We start from the raw sequence: 18,158 nt of genomic DNA on the forward strand, positions 1-18,158 counted from the left end.
CGAAGCTCGCGGATCCCGAATACTGCTCTTCTTTCACGTACCGAACTTATCTCGGCACAGATCCTGAATCTGCCCCCAGATTGATTTGAATTCCGGTGTATTTTCCGCCACGTAGTGAAAGTTCTTCATCAAACCGGTGAGTCGCGTGAACACCTGCCGCACCTCGGCCTTGTCCCCAAACTCTGCCGTCGATTGGGTCACGTCATAGACCAGCTTGAAGGTCATCTTCTGACGCGCAAGCGGAACGGTTGCGTCCACTTTGTCGAAGGCGTCTTGCTGCAGGTAGACCATGTCCACAAACAGCGCCTTTTGCTGGGTGACAAAGTCCTCGATGGTGACCCCCTCTTCGCCCGTCACCTGCATCATCTGGTCGACCTGCTCACCCTTTTCGATCAGGTCCAGAAGTTCGCGCACTTTGCCGGTCCAGCCTGGCTCAGCGTTTTTGTCGTACCAGTCCGACAGCTGATCGGTATAGCGTGACCAGCTGAGCATCGGATCGACCGCGGGATAGAACCGTTTGTAGGCACGCTCGGAGGACAGGCCAAGAAAGCACTTCACCGTGGATAGCGTCGATTGCGTAACCGGCTCATCAAAGTTTCCGCCCGCAGGTGACACCGTGCCGATCAGGGTCAGGCTTCCCAGATCGCCATCGTTGGTCTTCATGGCACCAGCGCGCTCGTAAAGGCCCTTGATCGAGCTTTCCAGATAGGCGGGGAAGCCTTCCTCACCCGGGATTTCCTCCAACTTGCCAGAGGTTTCGCGCATCGCCTGCGCCCAGCGGCTGGTACTGTCTGCGATCAACAGCACGTCATAGCCCATCTGGCGGTAATACTCGCCAAGGGTGATGCCGGTGAAGATCGATGCTTCGCGCGCAGCAACCGGCATGGAGGACGTGTTACAGATGATGATCGTGCGATCCATCAGGCTGCCACCTGTCGTCGGGTCGGTCATCTTAGGGAATTCGTGAATCGTTTCAACGACCTCGCCCGCGCGCTCACCGCAGGCAACAACGATCACAATATCCACCTTGGCATTTCGCGCGATCAGGTTCTGCAGCACCGTTTTGCCTGCCCCGAACGGCCCCGGAATACAGGCCGTACCGCCACGCGCGATGGGGAAGAACGTGTCGATCAGACGTTGAGACGTCAGAACCGGCTCGGTCGGATAGAGCCTTTCAGACAGCGCGCGTTTCAGGATGCTTTCTGGCAGTGGACGCCTCACCGGCCATTTCTGCGAGAGGGTCAGTGTGTGCTCGCCACCCTGCTCATCTTCAAGGCGTGCAACGATGTCGTGGATTGTGGCAGCACCCTTTTGCACCCAAACCACCTTGTAATCGCCCACCCAGTTGAACGGCAACATGATCTTGTGGTTGAAATGGCCCTCGGGCACGGTCCCAATGCTGTCGCCCGCCGTGACTGTGTCGCCAACCTTGACCGACGGTGTGAACGACCACTTGGCCTGCGTGTCCAGCGGAGCTACATCCGCCCCGCGTGGCAGAAAGGTACCGAATTCGGCGGCCACCTTGGGCAGCGGCGATTGCAAGCCGTCAAAGACCTGCCCCAGCAGACCTGGCCCCAGTTCAACCGACAGTAATTGCCCGGACTGTTCAACCGGATCGCCCACAGCCACCCCGTCAGTGCTTTCGTACACCTGCACGTCCGCCCTGTCGCCGCGCACCCGCAGCACCTCGGCCTTCAGGCGTTCCTGGCGTCCACCCGGACCGGGGCGTGTGGGTAGAATGAAAACAACCTCGTTCTTGACCAGTTGCCCAGGTTGCCCCGAAGCACCTTGATTGGCCTGTATCTGCACCAGCCCCTCCTGCACCGAGACGACGCGGGCGGTGGCGGTCTGCGTGGTGGCGGTTGGGGCTGTCATGCGCTTGCTCCATCAAAACCAATATCGGCGATACCGGCCATGGCCTGCTGCGCCAAATGTTCAAATCTCTTGGCTGCGTCCTGCGCATTGCTTTGCGCCCAGCGGTCGAAAATATTCCATATCAGCACATAGATCGCCACGGCCTCGAAATCGAACAGGTGGCGGGCGGCGTGCTTTTTCAGCTGCTTGTGGCTGACCGACAAGAGCAACCGCTCCAGTCCCAGCGGGTCTTCTGCGTCCAGCAACTGTTTGGCCTCCTTGATCCAGCGCATTGGCCCGTCCAGCTTAAAGGTTGGGTCGGTCCAGTTGGCCGGGATGTGCCGCGCCCAACGCCCCATGCCAAACGTCCCGGAAGACGGGCTGCCTCCTTGCTTGCGCAGGCGCAACGCGGCGACTGTCGTGCGCAGATCCATCCGTTCAAGAAACAATGTGCGCAGCGTTGCCTGCGGGATGTCGCGCAACGCCTCTTTACAGCGCTCGATGGCCTGAGCATCGGTGACGTCCATACCGTAGTCACCCCAGTGCAGCGCATACTCCAACAGTTTCAAAACACGCGCATCCTCAGGCGTCAGCGCCGTCAGACGCCGATCCAGTCGCAACCGCGACAAGGGTGGCTGTTTGGCGACAAACAATCGTTCCGAGCCCGGAAGACTGCTGACCAGCGCGATATAGGCGTCGGGGTCCGACATATTACCGGATCACCCCTTCCAACACCGCGCGAAAGCGGGGTTGTAGGTGCTCCATCAGCAGCGAGGCCACGGCCTTGTCGGTCAGGTCCAGAACTACACCCTGATCTTCGGCTCGCACTCTGATGCCATCCTGCGCGTTGTCCGAGGCGTGCAGTTCGACCTGTTCGCGCAACATGTCAGCGGTCAGGCCCAGAACGTATTTGGTCAGTTTGCCCGACTGAATGTCATCGGCGTTCTGCTTGATATCCTCTTGCGTTGCGACTTTGGCGGGCAGGATGACCTGCACCTTGCCGTCCAGCTTCGCCTCGGTGGCGGCACGGCCCACCACCTCAAGGATCATCTGTTTCAGCAGTTCCGGATCGGCCATTTCCTTGGTGACCAGACGTTCGACATCTTCGCGGAACCGGTCCGTCAGGCCTGCTTTCATGGTCAAGACCGCGTCGCGCATGGCAGTGTTCAGCGCTTCTTCACCCGCTGCACGGTAATTGTCGGATTCGCTGCGGGCCTTCTTCTGATACGCATCCGCCTTGCGTTTGGCGTCAGCCAGAATCTTTGCGGCCTCGGCCTTGGCATCCGCGCGCAGCTTATCCGCATCCGCCTGCCCAGCCGCCACCCCATCATTGCGCAGTTTGTCAATCAGAGCGTCGACACCGTGCGAGATCATCCCATCCTGCGCCATCAGCTGATCCCCGCGCTTATGACCAAGGCAAAGACAAAGGCAAAGACACCAAAACCTTCAATAATCGCGGCGGGAGCCAGCGAAAGGCCGAAGATTTCCGGTTTTTCTTTAGTGGCGTTGATAGCTGCCGCACAGGCGCGGCCCTGCCAGATACCGCAATACATCAGCGCGATGCCCGACAGAATACCGATCCCGAACAGCCCGCCCGCGTTTTCCGGCGTCACGTCGCGGTTCAGCGTGAACATGATGACGATGCCATAGATCACCATGGTTGATGGAAAGGCCGAGACACCGACGAACCGGCCATAGCCGCCCTCTGTCTCGGTCATGGCGCCGATACTGGCCATACCCGCAATCGAACAACCAATGGCGCTTGCTGCCGCACCCAAAGCCATGGGAGCGTAAATCCCCAGCCAACCCAATGTCAGAACAAGCTCATTCATTCCTGAACCTCCTTGCGGGCAAACGGGCGAAAGACGATGCCTTCATCCGGCAGACCCCATTTAAAGAATTCGATGTAATTGAGACGTAACCCGTGAACGACACCGCTCATCAATGCGAGGGCGAAGTTCAGGATGTGGCCGATGATCAGGATCAACAGACCGAACAGAATGCCCGGCCCTTTCAGCGCGTGGATCACCGACATAGCCAGATCGTTGAAGGTGATCGCCAGTGAAGCCGAGGCCAGACCCAGCGCGAACAGGCGCATATAGCTGAGCACGTCCCCAAACGCCCCCATAGCCCCGGCAAGGCATTGCACCCCGTCGATCAGGCGCCATGCCCAGTCGGTGGGTTTCTTGATCTCCCGCTCGCTGGAGAACAGCAGGATCGTCAGAGCCCCCACGATCAGGATCACCGCCCCCGGCGTCGGGGAGTTCCCTTTCATGTAGCTGAGCCACAGGACGAACCCGCCGATCAGCGCCGCAACCCAACCCAGATTGGCAATGGCTTTCCTTTGTCCCCATGCCGCCCGCGCGGCCAGTGCATTGGCCAGCACAAGGTGCAGGACCCCAACAACGATCGACACCATCATCATGGCCCCGAAATTGTTCATATCCAGCAGTTTGAGTTTGGCCCAGATTGACCCATCCGGCGGCGACACTCCGAAATAGCTTCCGACCAGAATGCCGTACACAATCGTCGCACCCGAGATGATCAGCCCGAAAAGCCGCCACGATCTCTGCCCGACGGTCCCTCCCATCCGCTTCCAAAACAGCAGCAGGCCCAGCAAGATGACGGCTCCGTATCCCGCGTCGGCCACGATCATCGCGAAAAAGAACGCAAACGAGGCAGCGACGATGACGCTCGGGTCCCAATCCTTGTAGCCGGGTACTTGATAAAACAGCGCCAAGTCCACGGCAGCACTGCGTTTTTCCGGTTGTTCCAACAGCGTAGGCGGCGTGTCGTCTGGCCCCGGCTCCTCAATCAAGACGGCGGCATCCTTGGCCTGAGCCATTTCAAGCACGGCCTCAATGCGATCTTCGGGCACCCAGCCTTGCAGGGCGAACATCTCCTCTTCGTCGCGCACTTTCTGTGTGGCATGGGCCAGTTCCGCCGCGCTTTCTGCCACGGACAAATTCCGCCGCATCAGCGTCAGGTAGCGCGTCTGCGCAACCCGTTCGGCCTCAAGCGCTTCGATGGCGATCTCGGCCTCTTCCAGCTGCGCCTCTAACTCGTGAATGGGCAGCGAACCGGTATGAGTGCGCGCTACCGGCAGGATGTCGTCGGCGGGCTCTTCCGGGGCGATCAGGACGGCGTAGATGAACCGATGATCCTGCTCCAGAATGGCCCAGGGCAGCGTCAGGTCCGACAGCGCATCTCGATGCTTCACCGGCAATTGGAAGAACCACAGCCGATTGCCCGCCAACACATCATCGGGTGGAAAGTCCAGGTCTCCCCATGGTCGCACCTGAGCGATCCGATGGGCCAGAAAGTCCCGCCGATCGGTCATGTCACGTGTGCGCTGCATCAGGTCCAAAACGTCCCTGACGAACTGGTCCATGTCAAAATCGGGGTCACGCTGTATCTGGCGGCGCGGCTCTTGCACGTCTGTCAAATACCTCAAAACCTTATAGGCGTGTCTTGCACCACGTTCGCTGATCTTTTCGGGCTCGGCCGGTGGCGGAGCCAGCGGCAGGACGTGCATACATCCCAGATCCTGCAACGCCTCCAGTGTCTCGGTCTTCTGCCGTGCGCGTCCGACCAGCGACAGTTTCTTTAGACGCGCAACACTCATGACACGGCCTCCTGCGCGTGTTTGCGTTTGGAGATTTTCGAGCGCACGACGGCCTGCATTTGCTCGTCACTCAGATAGATGCGGATCTTCTTGATATTGGCCTTGGCGCGCGGGATCAGAACCTTTTCGAACAGGTTGACGCGTTGGGTGATCGTGGCAACGGCCTTGTCGAAAATCTTCACCCGCTCCTCGGCCACTTTAACCCGCAGGCGCGCTTCGATCATGTCGTGCAACAACTGCGCAGCGGCATCGACCCAATGGGGTTTCGCCAGCAAAGAATAAGGTCGCACGGCAACCTCAATCCGGTCGAGCGCAGGCATTTTCACACCGACAACATTGACCTCTTTGACCTGATAGTCCTTGAGTTCAACCAGCCCGTCCAGATCCACACCCCGCTGCGCCAGCATCGGCAGCTTCGCCCCGACCTGTTGCGCCAGTTCCTTGACCTCTTCCTCCAGACATCGCACATCTTCGCGCGCTTTCGCGCGTTCCGCCATCAACTGCTGGCGCTTCAGGTCCAGCGACGGCAGGAACCTCTCATAGCTTTTCAGCTGCGTCTGCTGGCGGGCCAGCGAAGATTTATTCAGCTGCAACCGCGCCATCAGCATCCTTCGGGAAGTACTTGTCGACCAAAACCTGTTTCATCAGCAACTGTTCGGGCTGGAAACACTCGGCCAGCGTTTTCCATCCCAGGTCCAGCGCATCTTCCAGCGGGATCGATACGTTGATGTCCATGAACCGCTTGCGGAACAACGCGCCGAATTTCAGCAGCTGGTGATCGTATTCAGACAGATCAAACGCCATCGCCTGTTTCTGCGCGGCATCACGGCTTTCAGAATAGAACCGGATCATCGTGTTCATGATCTGGCCGTGATCTTCGCGGGTGGTCTTGCCGATCACGTTCTGCTTGAGGCGCGAGAGGCTACCGAACGGGTCAATCACACCCGAGTGCAGATAGATCTGCCCTTCAGTGATGTAGCCGGTGTTGTCCGGAACCGGATGTGTCACGTCATTGCCGGGCATCGTGGTCACGGTCAGCACCGTCACCGATCCTCCCTTGGTGTAATCACAGGCTTTCTCGTACCGACGCGCCAACTGAGAGTATAGATCGCCCATATACCCACGCTGCGAAGGGACCCGTTCCTGACTGATGCCAACCTCTTTCATCGCATCAGCAAAGGCGGTCATGTCGGTCAACAGGACCAAAACGCGCTTACCCTCTTCCACCGCAAATTTCTCGGCCACGGCCAGTGCCATGTCGGGCACCAACAGGCGTTCGACCAGAGGATCCATCGCCTGATTGACGAACATCACCGTGCGCGAGAACACGCCCGCATCCTCGAACGACGTCCGGAATGTGTGGTAGTCATCAAAGATCAAACCCAACCCGCCGAACACCACGATATCGGCATCGGCCTGAATACCGATTCGGCTGAGGAACGCATTGAACGGCTCGCCCGACACTGAAAAGATCGGGATTTTCTGGCTTTCAACCAGCGTGTTGAATACGTCGATCATCGGCACATCCGTGCGGATCATCTTATTCGGGACCGCTCTTTCAGCCGGGTTTACAGTCGGCCCTCCGATATCGATTCGAGGCTCAGCCGACAAGTCCGGCCCGCCATCAATCGCCACCCCTGCCCCGTCAAACACACGACCCAGAATATTGGCTGAATACGGCGTCTGCATCGGGTGGCCAAGGAAGGTTGCGGTTGCTTCGGTCGAGATCCCCTTGGTGCCGGAAAACACCTGCAGCGTCACCACATCGTGGTCGATGAAAATCGCCTGCGCCAAGGTTTTATGCCCATCGACCGTCTCGATCACCGCCAGGTCATTGAACCGAACCGCAGCGTCTGTAGACCCGTCCAACGGCACCCTGACCTTGATCGTATCCCCTACAATTTCCAGTACACGCGTGTATTTCAACAGACTCTGGGACATTGCCTATCCTCATGCGTCCTAGTGATTTTGCCAATCAGCGAAACGTTCGTCAGCGGCATTTTTTGTAATCGCGGGTGCAGCTTACAACGAATTCACAAATTGACAACCGAGGATGCCTTGTCGTTGCGCCACCCTCAAATTCATCAATTACTAAAAATTTAGTTTGACACATACGCAAGAAATCGCTGATGCTGTTCGCCATCCGGTTCGCGCCGGAAACCATAATTTTTGGGAGGAGACAGATGCGGAGACATCTACTTTCCGCAGTGGCGGCGGCTGCCGTCATTGCGGGGCACGGGTCCGCTTGGGCCGACGAAGCCGCAGCACAACGTTGGATCGACGACGAATTCCAGCCATCGACCCTGTCGAAAGACGAACAGATGAGCGAGATGAAGTGGTTCATCGAAGCTGCACAACCCTATGCTGGCATGGAAATCAACGTCCTGTCGGAAGGCATCCCCACCCACTCGTATGAATCCGAGGTTCTGACCAAGGCGTTCGAGGAAATCACCGGAATCAAGGTCAATCACCAGATTCTTGGTGAAGGTGAGGTTGTCCAGGCAGTTCAGACCCAACTGCAAACGAGCCGGAACCTGTATGACGGTTATGTCAATGACAGTGACCTGATCGGCACCCACTCGCGTCTGCAACAGGCATATCCGCTGACCGATATGATGGCAGGCGACTGGGCGGCGACAACTTCGCCGACGCTGGATCTGGATGACTTCATGGGTATTCAGTTCACGACCGGTCCGGATGGCAAACTGTATCAGCTGCCCGACCAGCAGTTTGCGAACCTCTACTGGTTCCGCAAGGACTGGTTCGATGACGAGGCAAACAAAGCCGCGTTCAAAGAAAAGTACGGCTATGATTTGGGCGTTCCGGTCAACTGGTCGGCCTATGAGGACATCGCCGAGTTCTTCACCAACGACGTGAAAGAGGTCGACGGCGTAGCGATCTACGGCCACATGGACTACGGCAAGCGCGCACCTGACCTTGGATGGCGTATGACCGATGCTTGGCTGTCAATGGCCGGTGCCGGTGACGTCGGCGAGCCGAACGGCATTCCGGTTGATGAATGGGGCATCCGCATGGAAGCGGGCACCTGTAACCCTGTTGGTGCATCCGTGTCCCGCGGTGGTGCTGCAAACGGCCCGGCTGCGGTCTATGCGATCCGCAAGTGGGACGAATGGCTGCGGGCTTATGCCCCTCCGGGTGCAGCATCCTATGACTTTTATCAGTCGCTGCCGGCGCTCAGCCAGGGCAACGTGGCCCAGCAGATCTTCTGGTACACCGCCTTTACCGCCGACATGGTGAAGCCGAAGTCCGAAGGCAACAACACCGTGGATGACGAGGGCACACCGCTGTGGCGGATGGCGCCCAGCCCGCACGGCCCCTACTGGGAAGAAGGCCAGAAGGTTGGTTATCAGGACGTGGGTTCCTGGACTTTCCTGAAGTCGACCCCAGCGGATCGTGCTCAAGCTGCCTGGCTCTATGCCCAGTTCGTGACATCCAAGACTGTCGATGTGAAGAAGTCCCACGTAGGTCTGACTTTCATCCGCGACAGCTCGGTCAATCACGAGTCGTTCACCGAACGCGCTCCCAAGCTGGGTGGTCTGGTCGAGTTTTACCGCTCACCTGACCGCGTGGCATGGTCGCCGACCGGAATCAACGTGCCGGACTATCCGAAGCTGGCCCAGATCTGGTGGCAGCAGATCGGTGACGTGAACTCTGGCGCGTTTACCCCGCAAGAGGCAATGGACCGTCTGGCCGAAGAGATGGACATCACCATGGCCCGTATGCAGGCCGCGGATGAAAGCGCCGGTGTCTACGGTGGCTGTGGTCCCCGTCTGAACGAACCGCAGGACCCGGAGTTCTGGCTGGAAAAAGCCGGTTCGCCGAAGGCCAAGCTTGAGAACGAAAAGCCGCAGGGGCAGACCGTCAACTATGACGAACTGGTTCAACGCTGGCAGTCTCAGTGAACCATTGAAACCTGGGGGTGCCGGTTCAGGCATCCCCACCCCGAAGACCAGTGCGCTGCACTGAAGGACCGGAACCCACGGACATGATCGAATTACAAGACGCCACCAAAAGGGTTGGCAATGTTATCCATATCAAGCCCACGACCCTGAAGCTGCAGACCGGCCATTTCAATGTGCTGCTGGGCGCGACCGGCTCGGGCAAGACTTCTCTGATCAAGATGATGGCCGGGCTGGACCCGATCGCCCAAGGCAAGGTCCTGATGGATGGGCAGGACGTGACAAGGCTGAACACGCAGAAGCGGCAGATCAGCCTCGTGCACCAGTTCTTCGTGAACTACCCTCATATGAGTGTTTTCGATAACATCGCCTCGCCCCTGCGCGTGGCTGGTATGGCGCAATCCGAGATCGAGGGCCGCGTCGAAGAAGCAGCCGACCTGCTACAATTGCGCCCGATGCTGCACCGTCGCCCGCATGAGCTGTCGGGGGGGCAACAACAGCGTACCGCTTTAGCCCGTGCGATTGCCAAGGAGAGCCGCGCGGTGTTTCTGGATGAACCGTTGGCAAACCTCGACTACAAACTGCGCGAGGAACTGCGCGAACAGCTACCTGATCTATTTGCCGGACGCGGGGCCGTGGTGGTCTATGCTACCTCAGAACCAGAAGAAGCCCTTCTGTTGGGCGGTTACACAGCGCTGATGGAAGACGGTCGCGTGACCCAATTCGGCCCGACCGCCGACATCTATCGCAACCCCGAGAACATCGCCGCCGCGCGGGTTTTCTCGGATCCACCGATCAACGTGGCCAGCATCACTGTGTCCGGCGCCCAGGCGCAATTGGCTGGTGGCGGCGGCTGGTCGGTCACAGACATGGCCGACGGAGACTACATGGTCGCCGTGCGCCCGCATCGGGTGACGCCCTTCCGCACGTCTGACGCGGATGTGGAACTGACGGGCCGCGTGATCGTGACCGAACTGTCGGGCTCGGACTCCAGCGCGCATTTCCAGCATGGCGATGAAGCGTGGGTTTCTCTCGCTGCAGGTGTGCACCCCTATCAGGTCGGTGAGGATCACAGTTTTTACATGAACCCGGCCCATTGCCGGTATTTCGGCCAAGACGGCAAAAGGGTGGCCTGACATGGCACAGATCAAGCTTTCAAACCTCCGCCATAGCTACATGCCGTCGCCGAAAGGCCCCGAGGACTATGCGCTGAAGGAAATCGACGTGACCTGGCGCGACGGCGGGGCTTATGCGCTGCTTGGCCCGTCGGGCTGTGGCAAGTCCACGTTGCTCAATATCATCTCGGGCCTGCTGATGCCCTCCGAAGGGCAAATTCTGTTCGACGGTCAGGACGTAACCGCTCTGCCTCCCGATCAGCGCAACATTGCGCAGGTGTTCCAGTTCCCGGTGATCTACGACACGATGACCGTAGGCGAAAACCTTGCCTTTCCGCTGAAGAACCGAGGAGTCGACCCCGCAACGATCAAGCGCCGCGTTGACGAGATTGCAGAGATGCTGGATGTCGCGGACATGCTGAACACCCGCGCCTCGGGTCTGAGCCCGGACAACAAGCAGAAGATCTCGATGGGACGCGGTCTGGTGCGTGACGACGTGAACGCGGTGATGTTCGATGAACCGCTGACTGTGATCGACCCGCATCTGAAATGGAAGCTGCGCTCCAAGCTGAAAGAACTGCACCAGCGCGTCAAAGCCACAATGATCTATGTGACTCACGACCAGACCGAGGCTTTGACCTTCGCTGATGAGGTCGTGGTGATGCAGGAGGGCGAAGTGGTTCAGATCGGCACCCCAGTCGAACTGTTCGAACGCCCTCAGCACACGTTTGTTGGACACTTTATCGGCTCGCCCGGCATGAACGTCCTGCCCTGCGAGACGAAAGGCGACCGCGCTGTGTTCGAAGGGCACGAGGTGAGGCTGGAAGGGCCGACCCATGGTGACGGAGGCCGCACCGATCTGGGTATCCGCCCGGAATATGTCGGCTTTGGCGACACAGGTATTCCCGCGCATGTGACCAAAGTGTCCGACATTGGTCGTCACTATGTGGTCAGCGCGATGGTCGGCAACACCGCCCTCAAGGCCGTTACGGAACACAGCGTGCCTGAGCCGGGTTCCCAAGTGTTCCTGCAATTCAAACCCGAACAATCCCGCGTCTATCGCGACGGCTGGATCGCAACCGAGGAGCGCGGCAGATGAGAACAGAAAACCAAAAGGCATGGTTCTTCGTGCTGCCGGTGCTGGCACTGGTGGCGTTCAACGCGCTGGTGCCGATGATGACGGTGGTCAACTACTCGGTGCAGGAAACCTTCGGCAACAACCAGTTCTTCTGGGAAGGTCTGGGCTGGTTCGAGCAGATCTTGCGGTCTGACCGGTTTCAGGCCGCATTGGGTCGACAATTCCTGTTCACCTTCCTGATTCTGCTGATCGAGGTGCCCCTGGGCATTATCGTCGCCCTATCAATGCCCCGCAAAGGCTTCTGGGTGCCGGTCTGTCTGGTGCTGATGGCCCTGCCGATGCTGATCCCGTGGAACGTGGTTGGGTCAATGTGGAACATCTTCACCCTGCCCAAGATCGGCCTGTTGGGATACTTCCTGAATGACGTTCTGGGCATCAACTATGACATGACGCAACAGCCGATCTCGGCCTGGATCACGGTCATCGTCATGGATGTCTGGCACTGGACCTCGTTGGTGGTTCTGCTGTGCTATGCGGGTCTCGTTTCGATCCCGGACGCCTATTATCAGGCTGCTAAAATCGACGGAGCCAGCCCGTGGTCGGTGTTCCGCTATATCCAACTGCCAAAGATGAAGACCGTCCTGACCATCGCGGTTCTGCTGCGGTTCATGGACAGTTTCAACATCTATACCGAGCCCTTCGTCCTGACCGGCGGCGGCCCCGGCAACTCAACCACCTTGCTTTCGATCGACCTTGTGAAGATTGCGTTGGGACAGTTCGACCTTGGCCCCGCGGCCGCGATGAGCCTGATCTATTTCGCGATCACGCTGCTGGTCAGCTGGGTCTTCTACACTCTGATGACAAAGGATGACGCGCAATGAAGAAGCGGTCCCTCATCCCGATCCTCTATATCGCGTTCCTGATGCTGCCGATCTATTGGCTGGTGGCGATGTCCTTCAAGACCACGAACGAGATCCTGTCGGGCTTTTCCCTGTTTCCCCAGACCTTTACGTTGGAGAATTACATCACCATCTTCACCGATCCCACATGGTATTGGGGCTACATCAACTCGATCATCTATGTGACGATCAACACAGTGCTTTCGGTCTGTGTGGCCCTGCCTGCGGCTTATGCGTTCTCGCGCTATCGCTTTCTGGGGGACAAGCAGTTGTTCTTCTGGCTGCTGACCAACCGGATGGCCCCGGCTGCGGTGTTCGCGCTGCCGTTCTTTCAGCTCTATTCGTCGATCCACCTGTTCGACACCTATCTGGCCGTGGCGCTGGCACATACACTGTTCAACGTGCCGCTTGCGGTGTGGATTTTGGAAGGCTTCATGCGCGGTATCCCGAAAGAGCTGGATGAAACGGCCTATGTCGACGGCTACTCTTTCCCACGCTTCTTCGTGACAATCTTCCTGCCCAACATCAAAGCGGGCGTGGGCGTCGCGGCATTCTTCTGCTTCATGTTCTCATGGGTCGAGATGCTGCTGGCCAAAACCCTGACGGCGGTCGAGGCCAAGCCCATCGCTGCCGTGATGACCCGGACGGCCTCCAGCGCGGGGTATGAACTCGGTCTTCTGGCGGCTGCGGGAACCCTGACAATCATCCCCGGCGCCATCGTCATCTGGTTTGTCCGCAACTACATCGCGCGTGGTTTCGCGATGGGACGTGTGTGAGGTTCGATATGCGTAAACTACTTCTCACCCTTCCCTTCCTACCCACTACGGCCTTTGCCCAAGCACAGGCCGGATGGGGCAATGTCGGCCAGCAAGAGGAAAAGGGGTTCTCGTGGACCGACCCTCTGTGGCCAGATTTCTGGATGGCCTGGACCCCGGCGACTCTGGCTTTGTTTGTAGGCATTTTCTCGGCAATCGCCCTGATTGGCGTTCTCGAAGGCTTCAAATTCCGCGACGGGATTGAGCGGCGCGGTGTGTTGGGGCTGACGACCACGCTGGGTGATCGGCTGTTCATCACCCTGCTAGGTTCGGCCTATATCTTCCTGGCTTGGCTCGGGCTGGTGGGTCAGCCCGTCTGGATACCCCTTTTCCTGTCGATCGGCTGGGGCATCTTCGTCTTCTGGAAAGTTTAAGCTTTGCGAAACAGCGAAAGGATGCTTGTCTGTCAGGTATACTAAGAAATGCGACACGAAAGACCGATGCGAAAGAAAAAAACAACAAACCTGCTGACCGAAGTGGAACTTGAGTTCATGAACGAGCTCTGGGCGCTGGGTCGGGGCTCGGTCCGTGACGTGCTTGATCGCCTGCCGCCAGAGCGAAACCTGGCTTATACGTCCGGCGCAACCATCCTGAGGATTCTCGACGACAAAGGGTTTGTCGAAAGCCACAAGGACGGAAAAACGCTGATCTATACGCCGCTTCTGGAGAAAGACAGATATCAGGCACGGTCGCTGCAGAACCTGTCGCGGACCCTGTTCGACGACACACCTGCCACGCTGGTCGCGCGTCTGGTTGACGATGCAGGCCTCAGCGAAGCCGATCTGGAGGAAATTCGGGCACTGGTAGAGAGGAGACTGCAAAATGACAGCGGTTAAACCGGTTCTCGACGCATATCTGGAATGGAATCTTGTCCTCGGCTTGGCCGCTGTTCTCTGGCTGGTTGCCCGGTGGCTTCTGTCCCGGACCTCATTCAGTCACGGGTTTGTGGCGCAGCTGCGGGCGCTCAAGGCGCTTTGCTTGTGCATCGTCATCAGCCCGTTGCTGGCACTGGGGATATCTGCGCTGGCCACACTCACCCAGGCCAAAGGCACCGTGGCCATTGGCGACATCGCCGTGGCGGCCTATCTGCGCGGTGACATCGCCATGCCCGCCACCCAGTTCGAGGCGCTGCTGAACACGCGCCAACGCTGGGTTGAGGTATTGTTCAGCGGGGACTACCCGGTTGTATCCGCGATCCTTGCGCTGATGGCGCTTGCATCGCTGGCCTATGCCCTGCGCGTGATCCGCGACGGGCTGGCGATCCGCGAAACGGTCAACACCAGCTTTTTGTGGCGCCGTTCGGCGAAGGTGGATATCCGCCTGTCCGACCGCATCTCCGTGCCCTTCGCGGTCCGAGGCCTGCGCCGGCGTCATGTCGTGTTGCCCAGCCACCTGCTGGACACCCCGCGTGAGCTGCGCTTCGCCCTTGCGCATGAGCTTCAGCATGTGCGCGCCGGAGACGTTGAATGGGAGCTTGGGTTCGAACTCCTGCGGCCTCTGCTGTTCTGGAACCCCGCTTATCTGGTGTTGAAGTATCAGTTCGACCGCCTGCGCGAACTGGCCTGCGATCAGTCGGTCGTGGCACGCAATAACATCGATGCACGCGACTATACCAATTGCCTGCTGGACTATTGTGCCCGCACCGTCACGCGCGGCAGCCCGCGCGTTCTGAACGTGGCTCTGGTCACCAGTGGCAAGGCGAAACGCGTTCTGCGACAACGGGTAATTGCGCTGGCGGATTCGCCCGCGATGCAATCGTCGATGCCGTTCACGTTCCTTGGTCTTTCGATCCTGTTCGCGCTTGTCCTTGGGTTGGCCGCTGCGTCGGTCCAACAGACTGAGGATTGGAGCCATGATCGTCTGATGCTGTCGACCGTGGTCAACCTCGAACGGCTGGAAGCGCGTAATCAGGGCAACTGAACTGACTACCAGCCGCGACGCCCGAACAGAGCCTGAAAGCGCGTCTGCTCGGCAAAAGGGTCGACAGGTTGCGGTGCCGCCAGATTCGCAACAACCCGCCGGACCAAAATCCAGCAGATCACGGCGAAGATGACTCCTCCCAACGCCTGCCCCAGCAACACGCCGGGTGCGCCCGCGATATGGGCCCCGGCGACTGCAAAGGGCCATGTGCCCAGTGTGTGCCGCCCCCAATTCACCCAGGTCGAATAAATCGGGTGACCCAGATTGTTGAAGCTGGCATTCGCGACAAAGATTACACCGTTGAAGAATGAGGCCAGCGCAAGAGGCCCACAGAACAGATAGATCAGCGCCCGTGTCTGCCCTTGCGCCTGAAACAGATCGGCAATCGGCGCGCGCAGCACGAACAGAGTTGCTGCCATCAGGCAGACATACACGGCAGTGAATTTCACTCCAGCCAGAAAGGTCGCTTTCACGCGGTCATACTGCCCTGCGCCGAAGTTCTGCCCGACGATTGGCCCAATGGCCCCGGACAGGGCGAACACAACCGAAAATGCCACCGGCATCAGCCGCCCGATCACCGCCATGCCTGCCACAGCTTCCGTTCCGAACTGAGCGATTTCGCGGATGACAATGGCGTTGCCGATGGGCGTGGCAATATTTGTCAGGACGGCGGGCACGGCAATCGCACGAACAGGTCGAACATCTGCCGCCAACTGCCGCAGCGATGGTCGGGCGAAACCACGATGCACGCGCACTGCCGGTCTGACCGCCGCAATCAACATGCAGATCCGCGCAATGACCGAAGCAATGGCCGCCCCATCTAGCCCCAACCCAACGGCGAAGATCAGGATCGGATCCAGCACCGCGTTAGCCACACCGCCGTAAATCGTGGCCTGCATCGAGCGTCGCGCATCCCCATAGGCGCGCAACACTGCCATGCCCGTCATTGCAATCGCCATCACCCACATGGTCGGCAGGATGATCGAAACATAGCGGGCGGCCAATCCCAGCACTTCGCCCTCTGCGCCCAGCAGGGACAGGCAAAATGTCAGGTTGAACAGGACGATCACTGAGACGATCAACCCGACGAGAGCACCCAGAACCGCAACGCTGGTGCTGAATTGACGCGCTTGTTCATGCCGACCGGCCCCCAACTCCCGTGCCACCAAGGCACCAGCGGCAATCGACAGGCCGACATTGATTGAATTGGTAAAGAACAAAAGCGTTCCGGCATAGCCGACCGCAGCGGCCAACGCATCGTTACCCAGCATCGAAATGAAAATCATGTCAACGAAATCCACCGCGAAAATCGCCATCAGGCCAATGCTGGTGGTTAACGACATGCGGGTAACATGGCCCATCAGGCTACCCGTCAGAAAGACTGCTCTAGCTTCGGATTGTGTTGCCATGTGTAGCTCAGCCCCTGCCCCTCTGGCCAATTTGCCCGCGTTTCCTCCGGTGATGCAACGGCAATCTCGGGGAGAGTTTTCAGCTGAGGTTAACGCATTATTCTAATTGGTCTGCCTGATACCCGCGCAGGAACTGCAGGACAAATCTCGACAACTCTGACCGCACGGCATCAGTGTCTAAAGCCACAAACCGACCTTCAAGCGACAATTTGACGATGCCATGGACCGCCGAGAACACGGTACGCGCACGCAAGGCCAAGGTGGCCTCATCCAGCCCCGGACTTAACCGCGACAACGGAGTCATCACCTCGGCAATCAGTACTGCGTGTTCTTCCAGATGCCACTCCGGCACTGGCACGCCCGGTGGCATCCTGTGATCAAACAGGGCGGCCCAAAGGTTCGGGTTCTCGGTCCCGAATTCAAGATAGGCAAGCGCAAGCGCCAACAGATTTTCCTCGGGTACTTCCTGTGAGGCCGACGCGCTTTGTAAGGTCGTATGCAATCGCGCCAGCGTGCGGGAATTCACCGCCAGAACCAAAAGGTCCAGATCCTCGTATGCGTTATACAGGCTACCCAGCGCGCATCCCGCATCTTTGGTGATATCACGAGCACGCAAAGCCGCCAACCCGTGCGACTTTATCCTGTCTTCGGCTGCGTTCAGAAGTTTTTCCTTCAAAATTTCTCTTTTGTTTTTTGCCACTTAAGTTCCCTCAACGGTAATAGAATGAACATCGTTCAATTTTTAAGTTGAACAACGTTCAGAATCATTGCATAGTCGCCTCATGAACACTGTTCATAAACGAGGAGCCGAAGATGTTCAAACAGTTTGCCACTTTGTTAAGGGGCCGGGCCTATGAGGCGGCAACCGTTGTGACGGACCGCCATGCCCTACCCATTCTGCGGCAGCAAATCCGGGATTGCGCCCATGCTGTTCAGATGTCGCGCAAGGCCGTGGCCGTGACGATGGCCCAGAACGAGCAAGAGAAGAAACAGCACGCGAGGTTGACCCAGCAGATTGCCGACCTTGAGGCCCGAACGCTGGATGCACTGCAACAGAACCGCGAGGATCTGGCCCGTGACGCCGCCGACGCCATCGCACATCTCGAGGCCGAACGCGACGTGTCCACCCAAGCTCAAGTCCGGTTCGATACGGAAATTTCCCGGCTGCGCACCGTCCTGCGCGAAGCTGAAACCCGGCTGCGGCAGTTGCAGCGCGGTCAACGCTTGGCCACGGCAACGGACAAAACGCAGCGCCTGCAGCAGGTGGCCCCTGACAGCGGCCTGTCCACATTGCGCGAGGCCGAAGACACCCTGCAACGCCTGCAGGAGCGGCAAAGCGAAATGGATGCCACCGCCCGCGCCATGACAGAGTTGGAGACCACCGGATCTGCTGAGAACATCCGCGACCGTCTGGCCGAAGCCGGCTGTGGCAAGCCCTTGCGCTCTAACGCGGATGAGGTTCTCGAACGCCTGAAAAAGAAGGCCAAAAAATCCGGCAAGTCGAAGTCGACCTGACAGCAGAA

At 58.7% G+C, this 18,158-nt stretch carries 18 protein-coding genes; 9 read left to right on the plus strand and 9 right to left on the minus strand.

Going from position 1 to position 18,158, the window contains the following annotated elements; translation table 11 throughout:
• Positions 1 to 33 precede the first annotated feature (33 nt).
• From ACR0IK_RS05405 to ACR0IK_RS05435, 7 genes are read right to left on the minus strand one after another with little or no spacing between them, the layout of a single operon-like run.
• On the minus strand, positions 34 to 1,875 hold the full coding sequence (locus tag ACR0IK_RS05405; protein ID WP_480640707.1) for a V-type ATP synthase subunit A: 1,842 nt from the start codon (positions 1,873 to 1,875) through the stop codon (positions 34 to 36).
• Positions 1,872 to 2,564 (minus strand): hypothetical protein, encoded by a 693-nt coding sequence (locus tag ACR0IK_RS05410; RefSeq protein ID WP_480640708.1) that lies wholly within the window; start codon positions 2,562 to 2,564, stop codon positions 1,872 to 1,874. Before ACR0IK_RS05410 ends, ACR0IK_RS05405 begins: the two co-directional genes overlap by 4 nt.
• A gap of 1 nt (position 2,565) precedes the next feature.
• Positions 2,566 to 3,243 carry a hypothetical protein gene (locus tag ACR0IK_RS05415; protein ID WP_480640709.1) on the minus strand — a complete coding sequence of 226 codons (678 nt, stop codon included), beginning with the start codon at positions 3,241 to 3,243 and terminating at the stop codon, positions 2,566 to 2,568.
• On the minus strand, positions 3,243 to 3,686 hold the full coding sequence (locus tag ACR0IK_RS05420; RefSeq protein WP_170324458.1) for an ATP synthase subunit C: 444 nt from the start codon (positions 3,684 to 3,686) through the stop codon (positions 3,243 to 3,245). The genes ACR0IK_RS05415 and ACR0IK_RS05420 overlap by 1 nt, the downstream gene beginning before the upstream one ends.
• Complete coding sequence (locus ACR0IK_RS05425) at positions 3,683 to 5,479, minus strand: V-type ATP synthase subunit I (protein WP_480640710.1); 1,797 nt, start codon at positions 5,477 to 5,479, stop codon at positions 3,683 to 3,685. The genes ACR0IK_RS05420 and ACR0IK_RS05425 overlap by 4 nt, the downstream gene beginning before the upstream one ends.
• Entirely contained in the window at positions 5,476 to 6,081 is a 606-nt protein-coding gene (locus ACR0IK_RS05430; protein ID WP_480640711.1) for a V-type ATP synthase subunit D, read from the minus strand. The genes ACR0IK_RS05425 and ACR0IK_RS05430 overlap by 4 nt, the downstream gene beginning before the upstream one ends.
• The gene (locus ACR0IK_RS05435; RefSeq protein WP_480640712.1) at positions 6,059 to 7,420 is read right to left on the minus strand and encodes a V-type ATP synthase subunit B; all 1,362 of its coding nucleotides are present in this window, start codon (positions 7,418 to 7,420) and stop codon (positions 6,059 to 6,061) included. The genes ACR0IK_RS05430 and ACR0IK_RS05435 overlap by 23 nt, the downstream gene beginning before the upstream one ends.
• Before the next feature lie 242 nt (positions 7,421 to 7,662).
• Here ACR0IK_RS05435 and ACR0IK_RS05440 point away from each other — a divergent pair, with 242 nt between their 5' ends.
• From ACR0IK_RS05440 to ACR0IK_RS05475, 8 genes are all read left to right on the plus strand, one after another.
• Positions 7,663 to 9,402 carry an ABC transporter substrate-binding protein gene (locus ACR0IK_RS05440; RefSeq protein WP_480589532.1) on the plus strand — a complete coding sequence of 580 codons (1,740 nt, stop codon included), beginning with the start codon at positions 7,663 to 7,665 and terminating at the stop codon, positions 9,400 to 9,402.
• 83 nt (positions 9,403 to 9,485) lie between these two features.
• On the plus strand, positions 9,486 to 10,535 hold the full coding sequence (locus tag ACR0IK_RS05445) for an ABC transporter ATP-binding protein (RefSeq protein ID WP_480589531.1): 1,050 nt from the start codon (positions 9,486 to 9,488) through the stop codon (positions 10,533 to 10,535).
• A 1-nt stretch (position 10,536) separates the two neighbouring features.
• A complete protein-coding gene (locus tag ACR0IK_RS05450; protein ID WP_480640713.1) occupies positions 10,537 to 11,613 on the plus strand; it encodes an ABC transporter ATP-binding protein in 1,077 nt (358 codons plus the stop codon).
• Positions 11,610 to 12,473, plus strand: a complete 864-nt coding sequence (locus tag ACR0IK_RS05455) for a carbohydrate ABC transporter permease (protein ID WP_058280832.1) — start codon at positions 11,610 to 11,612, stop codon at positions 12,471 to 12,473. Before ACR0IK_RS05450 ends, ACR0IK_RS05455 begins: the two co-directional genes overlap by 4 nt.
• A complete protein-coding gene (locus ACR0IK_RS05460; protein ID WP_058280831.1) occupies positions 12,470 to 13,267 on the plus strand; it encodes a carbohydrate ABC transporter permease in 798 nt (265 codons plus the stop codon). Before ACR0IK_RS05455 ends, ACR0IK_RS05460 begins: the two co-directional genes overlap by 4 nt.
• 143 nt (positions 13,268 to 13,410) lie before the next feature.
• Positions 13,411 to 13,680 carry a DUF2160 domain-containing protein gene (locus tag ACR0IK_RS05465; RefSeq protein ID WP_480589862.1) on the plus strand — a complete coding sequence of 90 codons (270 nt, stop codon included), beginning with the start codon at positions 13,411 to 13,413 and terminating at the stop codon, positions 13,678 to 13,680.
• A gap of 66 nt (positions 13,681 to 13,746) precedes the next feature.
• A complete protein-coding gene (locus ACR0IK_RS05470) occupies positions 13,747 to 14,142 on the plus strand; it encodes a BlaI/MecI/CopY family transcriptional regulator (protein ID WP_170324448.1) in 396 nt (131 codons plus the stop codon).
• On the plus strand, positions 14,129 to 15,226 hold the full coding sequence (locus tag ACR0IK_RS05475) for a M56 family metallopeptidase (protein WP_480640714.1): 1,098 nt from the start codon (positions 14,129 to 14,131) through the stop codon (positions 15,224 to 15,226). The genes ACR0IK_RS05470 and ACR0IK_RS05475 overlap by 14 nt, the downstream gene beginning before the upstream one ends.
• Positions 15,227 to 15,231: 5 nt before the next feature.
• On the opposite strand, the gene ACR0IK_RS05480 is transcribed toward ACR0IK_RS05475, so the two are convergent.
• Positions 15,232 to 16,635: an MATE family efflux transporter gene (locus tag ACR0IK_RS05480; protein WP_480640715.1), complete on the minus strand. Its 1,404-nt coding sequence runs from the start codon at positions 16,633 to 16,635 to the stop codon at positions 15,232 to 15,234.
• Positions 16,636 to 16,732: 97 nt separating this feature from the next.
• Positions 16,733 to 17,311 carry a TetR/AcrR family transcriptional regulator gene (locus tag ACR0IK_RS05485; protein WP_480640716.1) on the minus strand — a complete coding sequence of 193 codons (579 nt, stop codon included), beginning with the start codon at positions 17,309 to 17,311 and terminating at the stop codon, positions 16,733 to 16,735.
• A gap of 137 nt (positions 17,312 to 17,448) precedes the next feature.
• Here ACR0IK_RS05485 and ACR0IK_RS05490 point away from each other — a divergent pair, with 137 nt between their 5' ends.
• A complete protein-coding gene (locus ACR0IK_RS05490) occupies positions 17,449 to 18,150 on the plus strand; it encodes a PspA/IM30 family protein (protein ID WP_480640717.1) in 702 nt (233 codons plus the stop codon).
• Positions 18,151 to 18,158: the final 8 nt, after the last annotated feature.

The organism is Ruegeria sp. BF7 (assembly GCF_056538605.1).

Bases quoted from the DNA above. Each gene is read 5' to 3' on its own strand.
- ACR0IK_RS05450 (WP_480640713.1), top strand. From the start codon at position 10,537: ATGGCACAGATCAAGCTTTCAAACCTCCGCCATAGCTACATGCCGTCG.
- ACR0IK_RS05440 (WP_480589532.1), top strand. From the start codon at position 7,663: ATGCGGAGACATCTACTTTCCGCAGTGGCGGCGGCTGCCGTCATTGCG.
- ACR0IK_RS05475 (WP_480640714.1), top strand. From the start codon at position 14,129: ATGACAGCGGTTAAACCGGTTCTCGACGCATATCTGGAATGGAATCTT.
- ACR0IK_RS05480 (WP_480640715.1), bottom strand. From the start codon at position 16,635: ATGGCAACACAATCCGAAGCTAGAGCAGTCTTTCTGACGGGTAGCCTG.
- ACR0IK_RS05465 (WP_480589862.1), top strand. From the start codon at position 13,411: ATGGCCTGGACCCCGGCGACTCTGGCTTTGTTTGTAGGCATTTTCTCG.
- ACR0IK_RS05460 (WP_058280831.1), top strand. From the start codon at position 12,470: ATGAAGAAGCGGTCCCTCATCCCGATCCTCTATATCGCGTTCCTGATG.
- ACR0IK_RS05445 (WP_480589531.1), top strand. From the start codon at position 9,486: ATGATCGAATTACAAGACGCCACCAAAAGGGTTGGCAATGTTATCCAT.
- ACR0IK_RS05410 (WP_480640708.1), bottom strand. From the start codon at position 2,564: ATGTCGGACCCCGACGCCTATATCGCGCTGGTCAGCAGTCTTCCGGGC.
- ACR0IK_RS05420 (WP_170324458.1), bottom strand. From the start codon at position 3,686: ATGAATGAGCTTGTTCTGACATTGGGTTGGCTGGGGATTTACGCTCCC.
- ACR0IK_RS05490 (WP_480640717.1), top strand. From the start codon at position 17,449: ATGTTCAAACAGTTTGCCACTTTGTTAAGGGGCCGGGCCTATGAGGCG.
- ACR0IK_RS05470 (WP_170324448.1), top strand. From the start codon at position 13,747: ATGCGAAAGAAAAAAACAACAAACCTGCTGACCGAAGTGGAACTTGAG.
- ACR0IK_RS05435 (WP_480640712.1), bottom strand. From the start codon at position 7,420: ATGTCCCAGAGTCTGTTGAAATACACGCGTGTACTGGAAATTGTAGGG.
- ACR0IK_RS05415 (WP_480640709.1), bottom strand. From the start codon at position 3,243: ATGGCGCAGGATGGGATGATCTCGCACGGTGTCGACGCTCTGATTGAC.
- ACR0IK_RS05425 (WP_480640710.1), bottom strand. From the start codon at position 5,479: ATGAGTGTTGCGCGTCTAAAGAAACTGTCGCTGGTCGGACGCGCACGG.
- ACR0IK_RS05405 (WP_480640707.1), bottom strand. From the start codon at position 1,875: ATGACAGCCCCAACCGCCACCACGCAGACCGCCACCGCCCGCGTCGTC.
- ACR0IK_RS05430 (WP_480640711.1), bottom strand. From the start codon at position 6,081: ATGGCGCGGTTGCAGCTGAATAAATCTTCGCTGGCCCGCCAGCAGACG.
- ACR0IK_RS05455 (WP_058280832.1), top strand. From the start codon at position 11,610: ATGAGAACAGAAAACCAAAAGGCATGGTTCTTCGTGCTGCCGGTGCTG.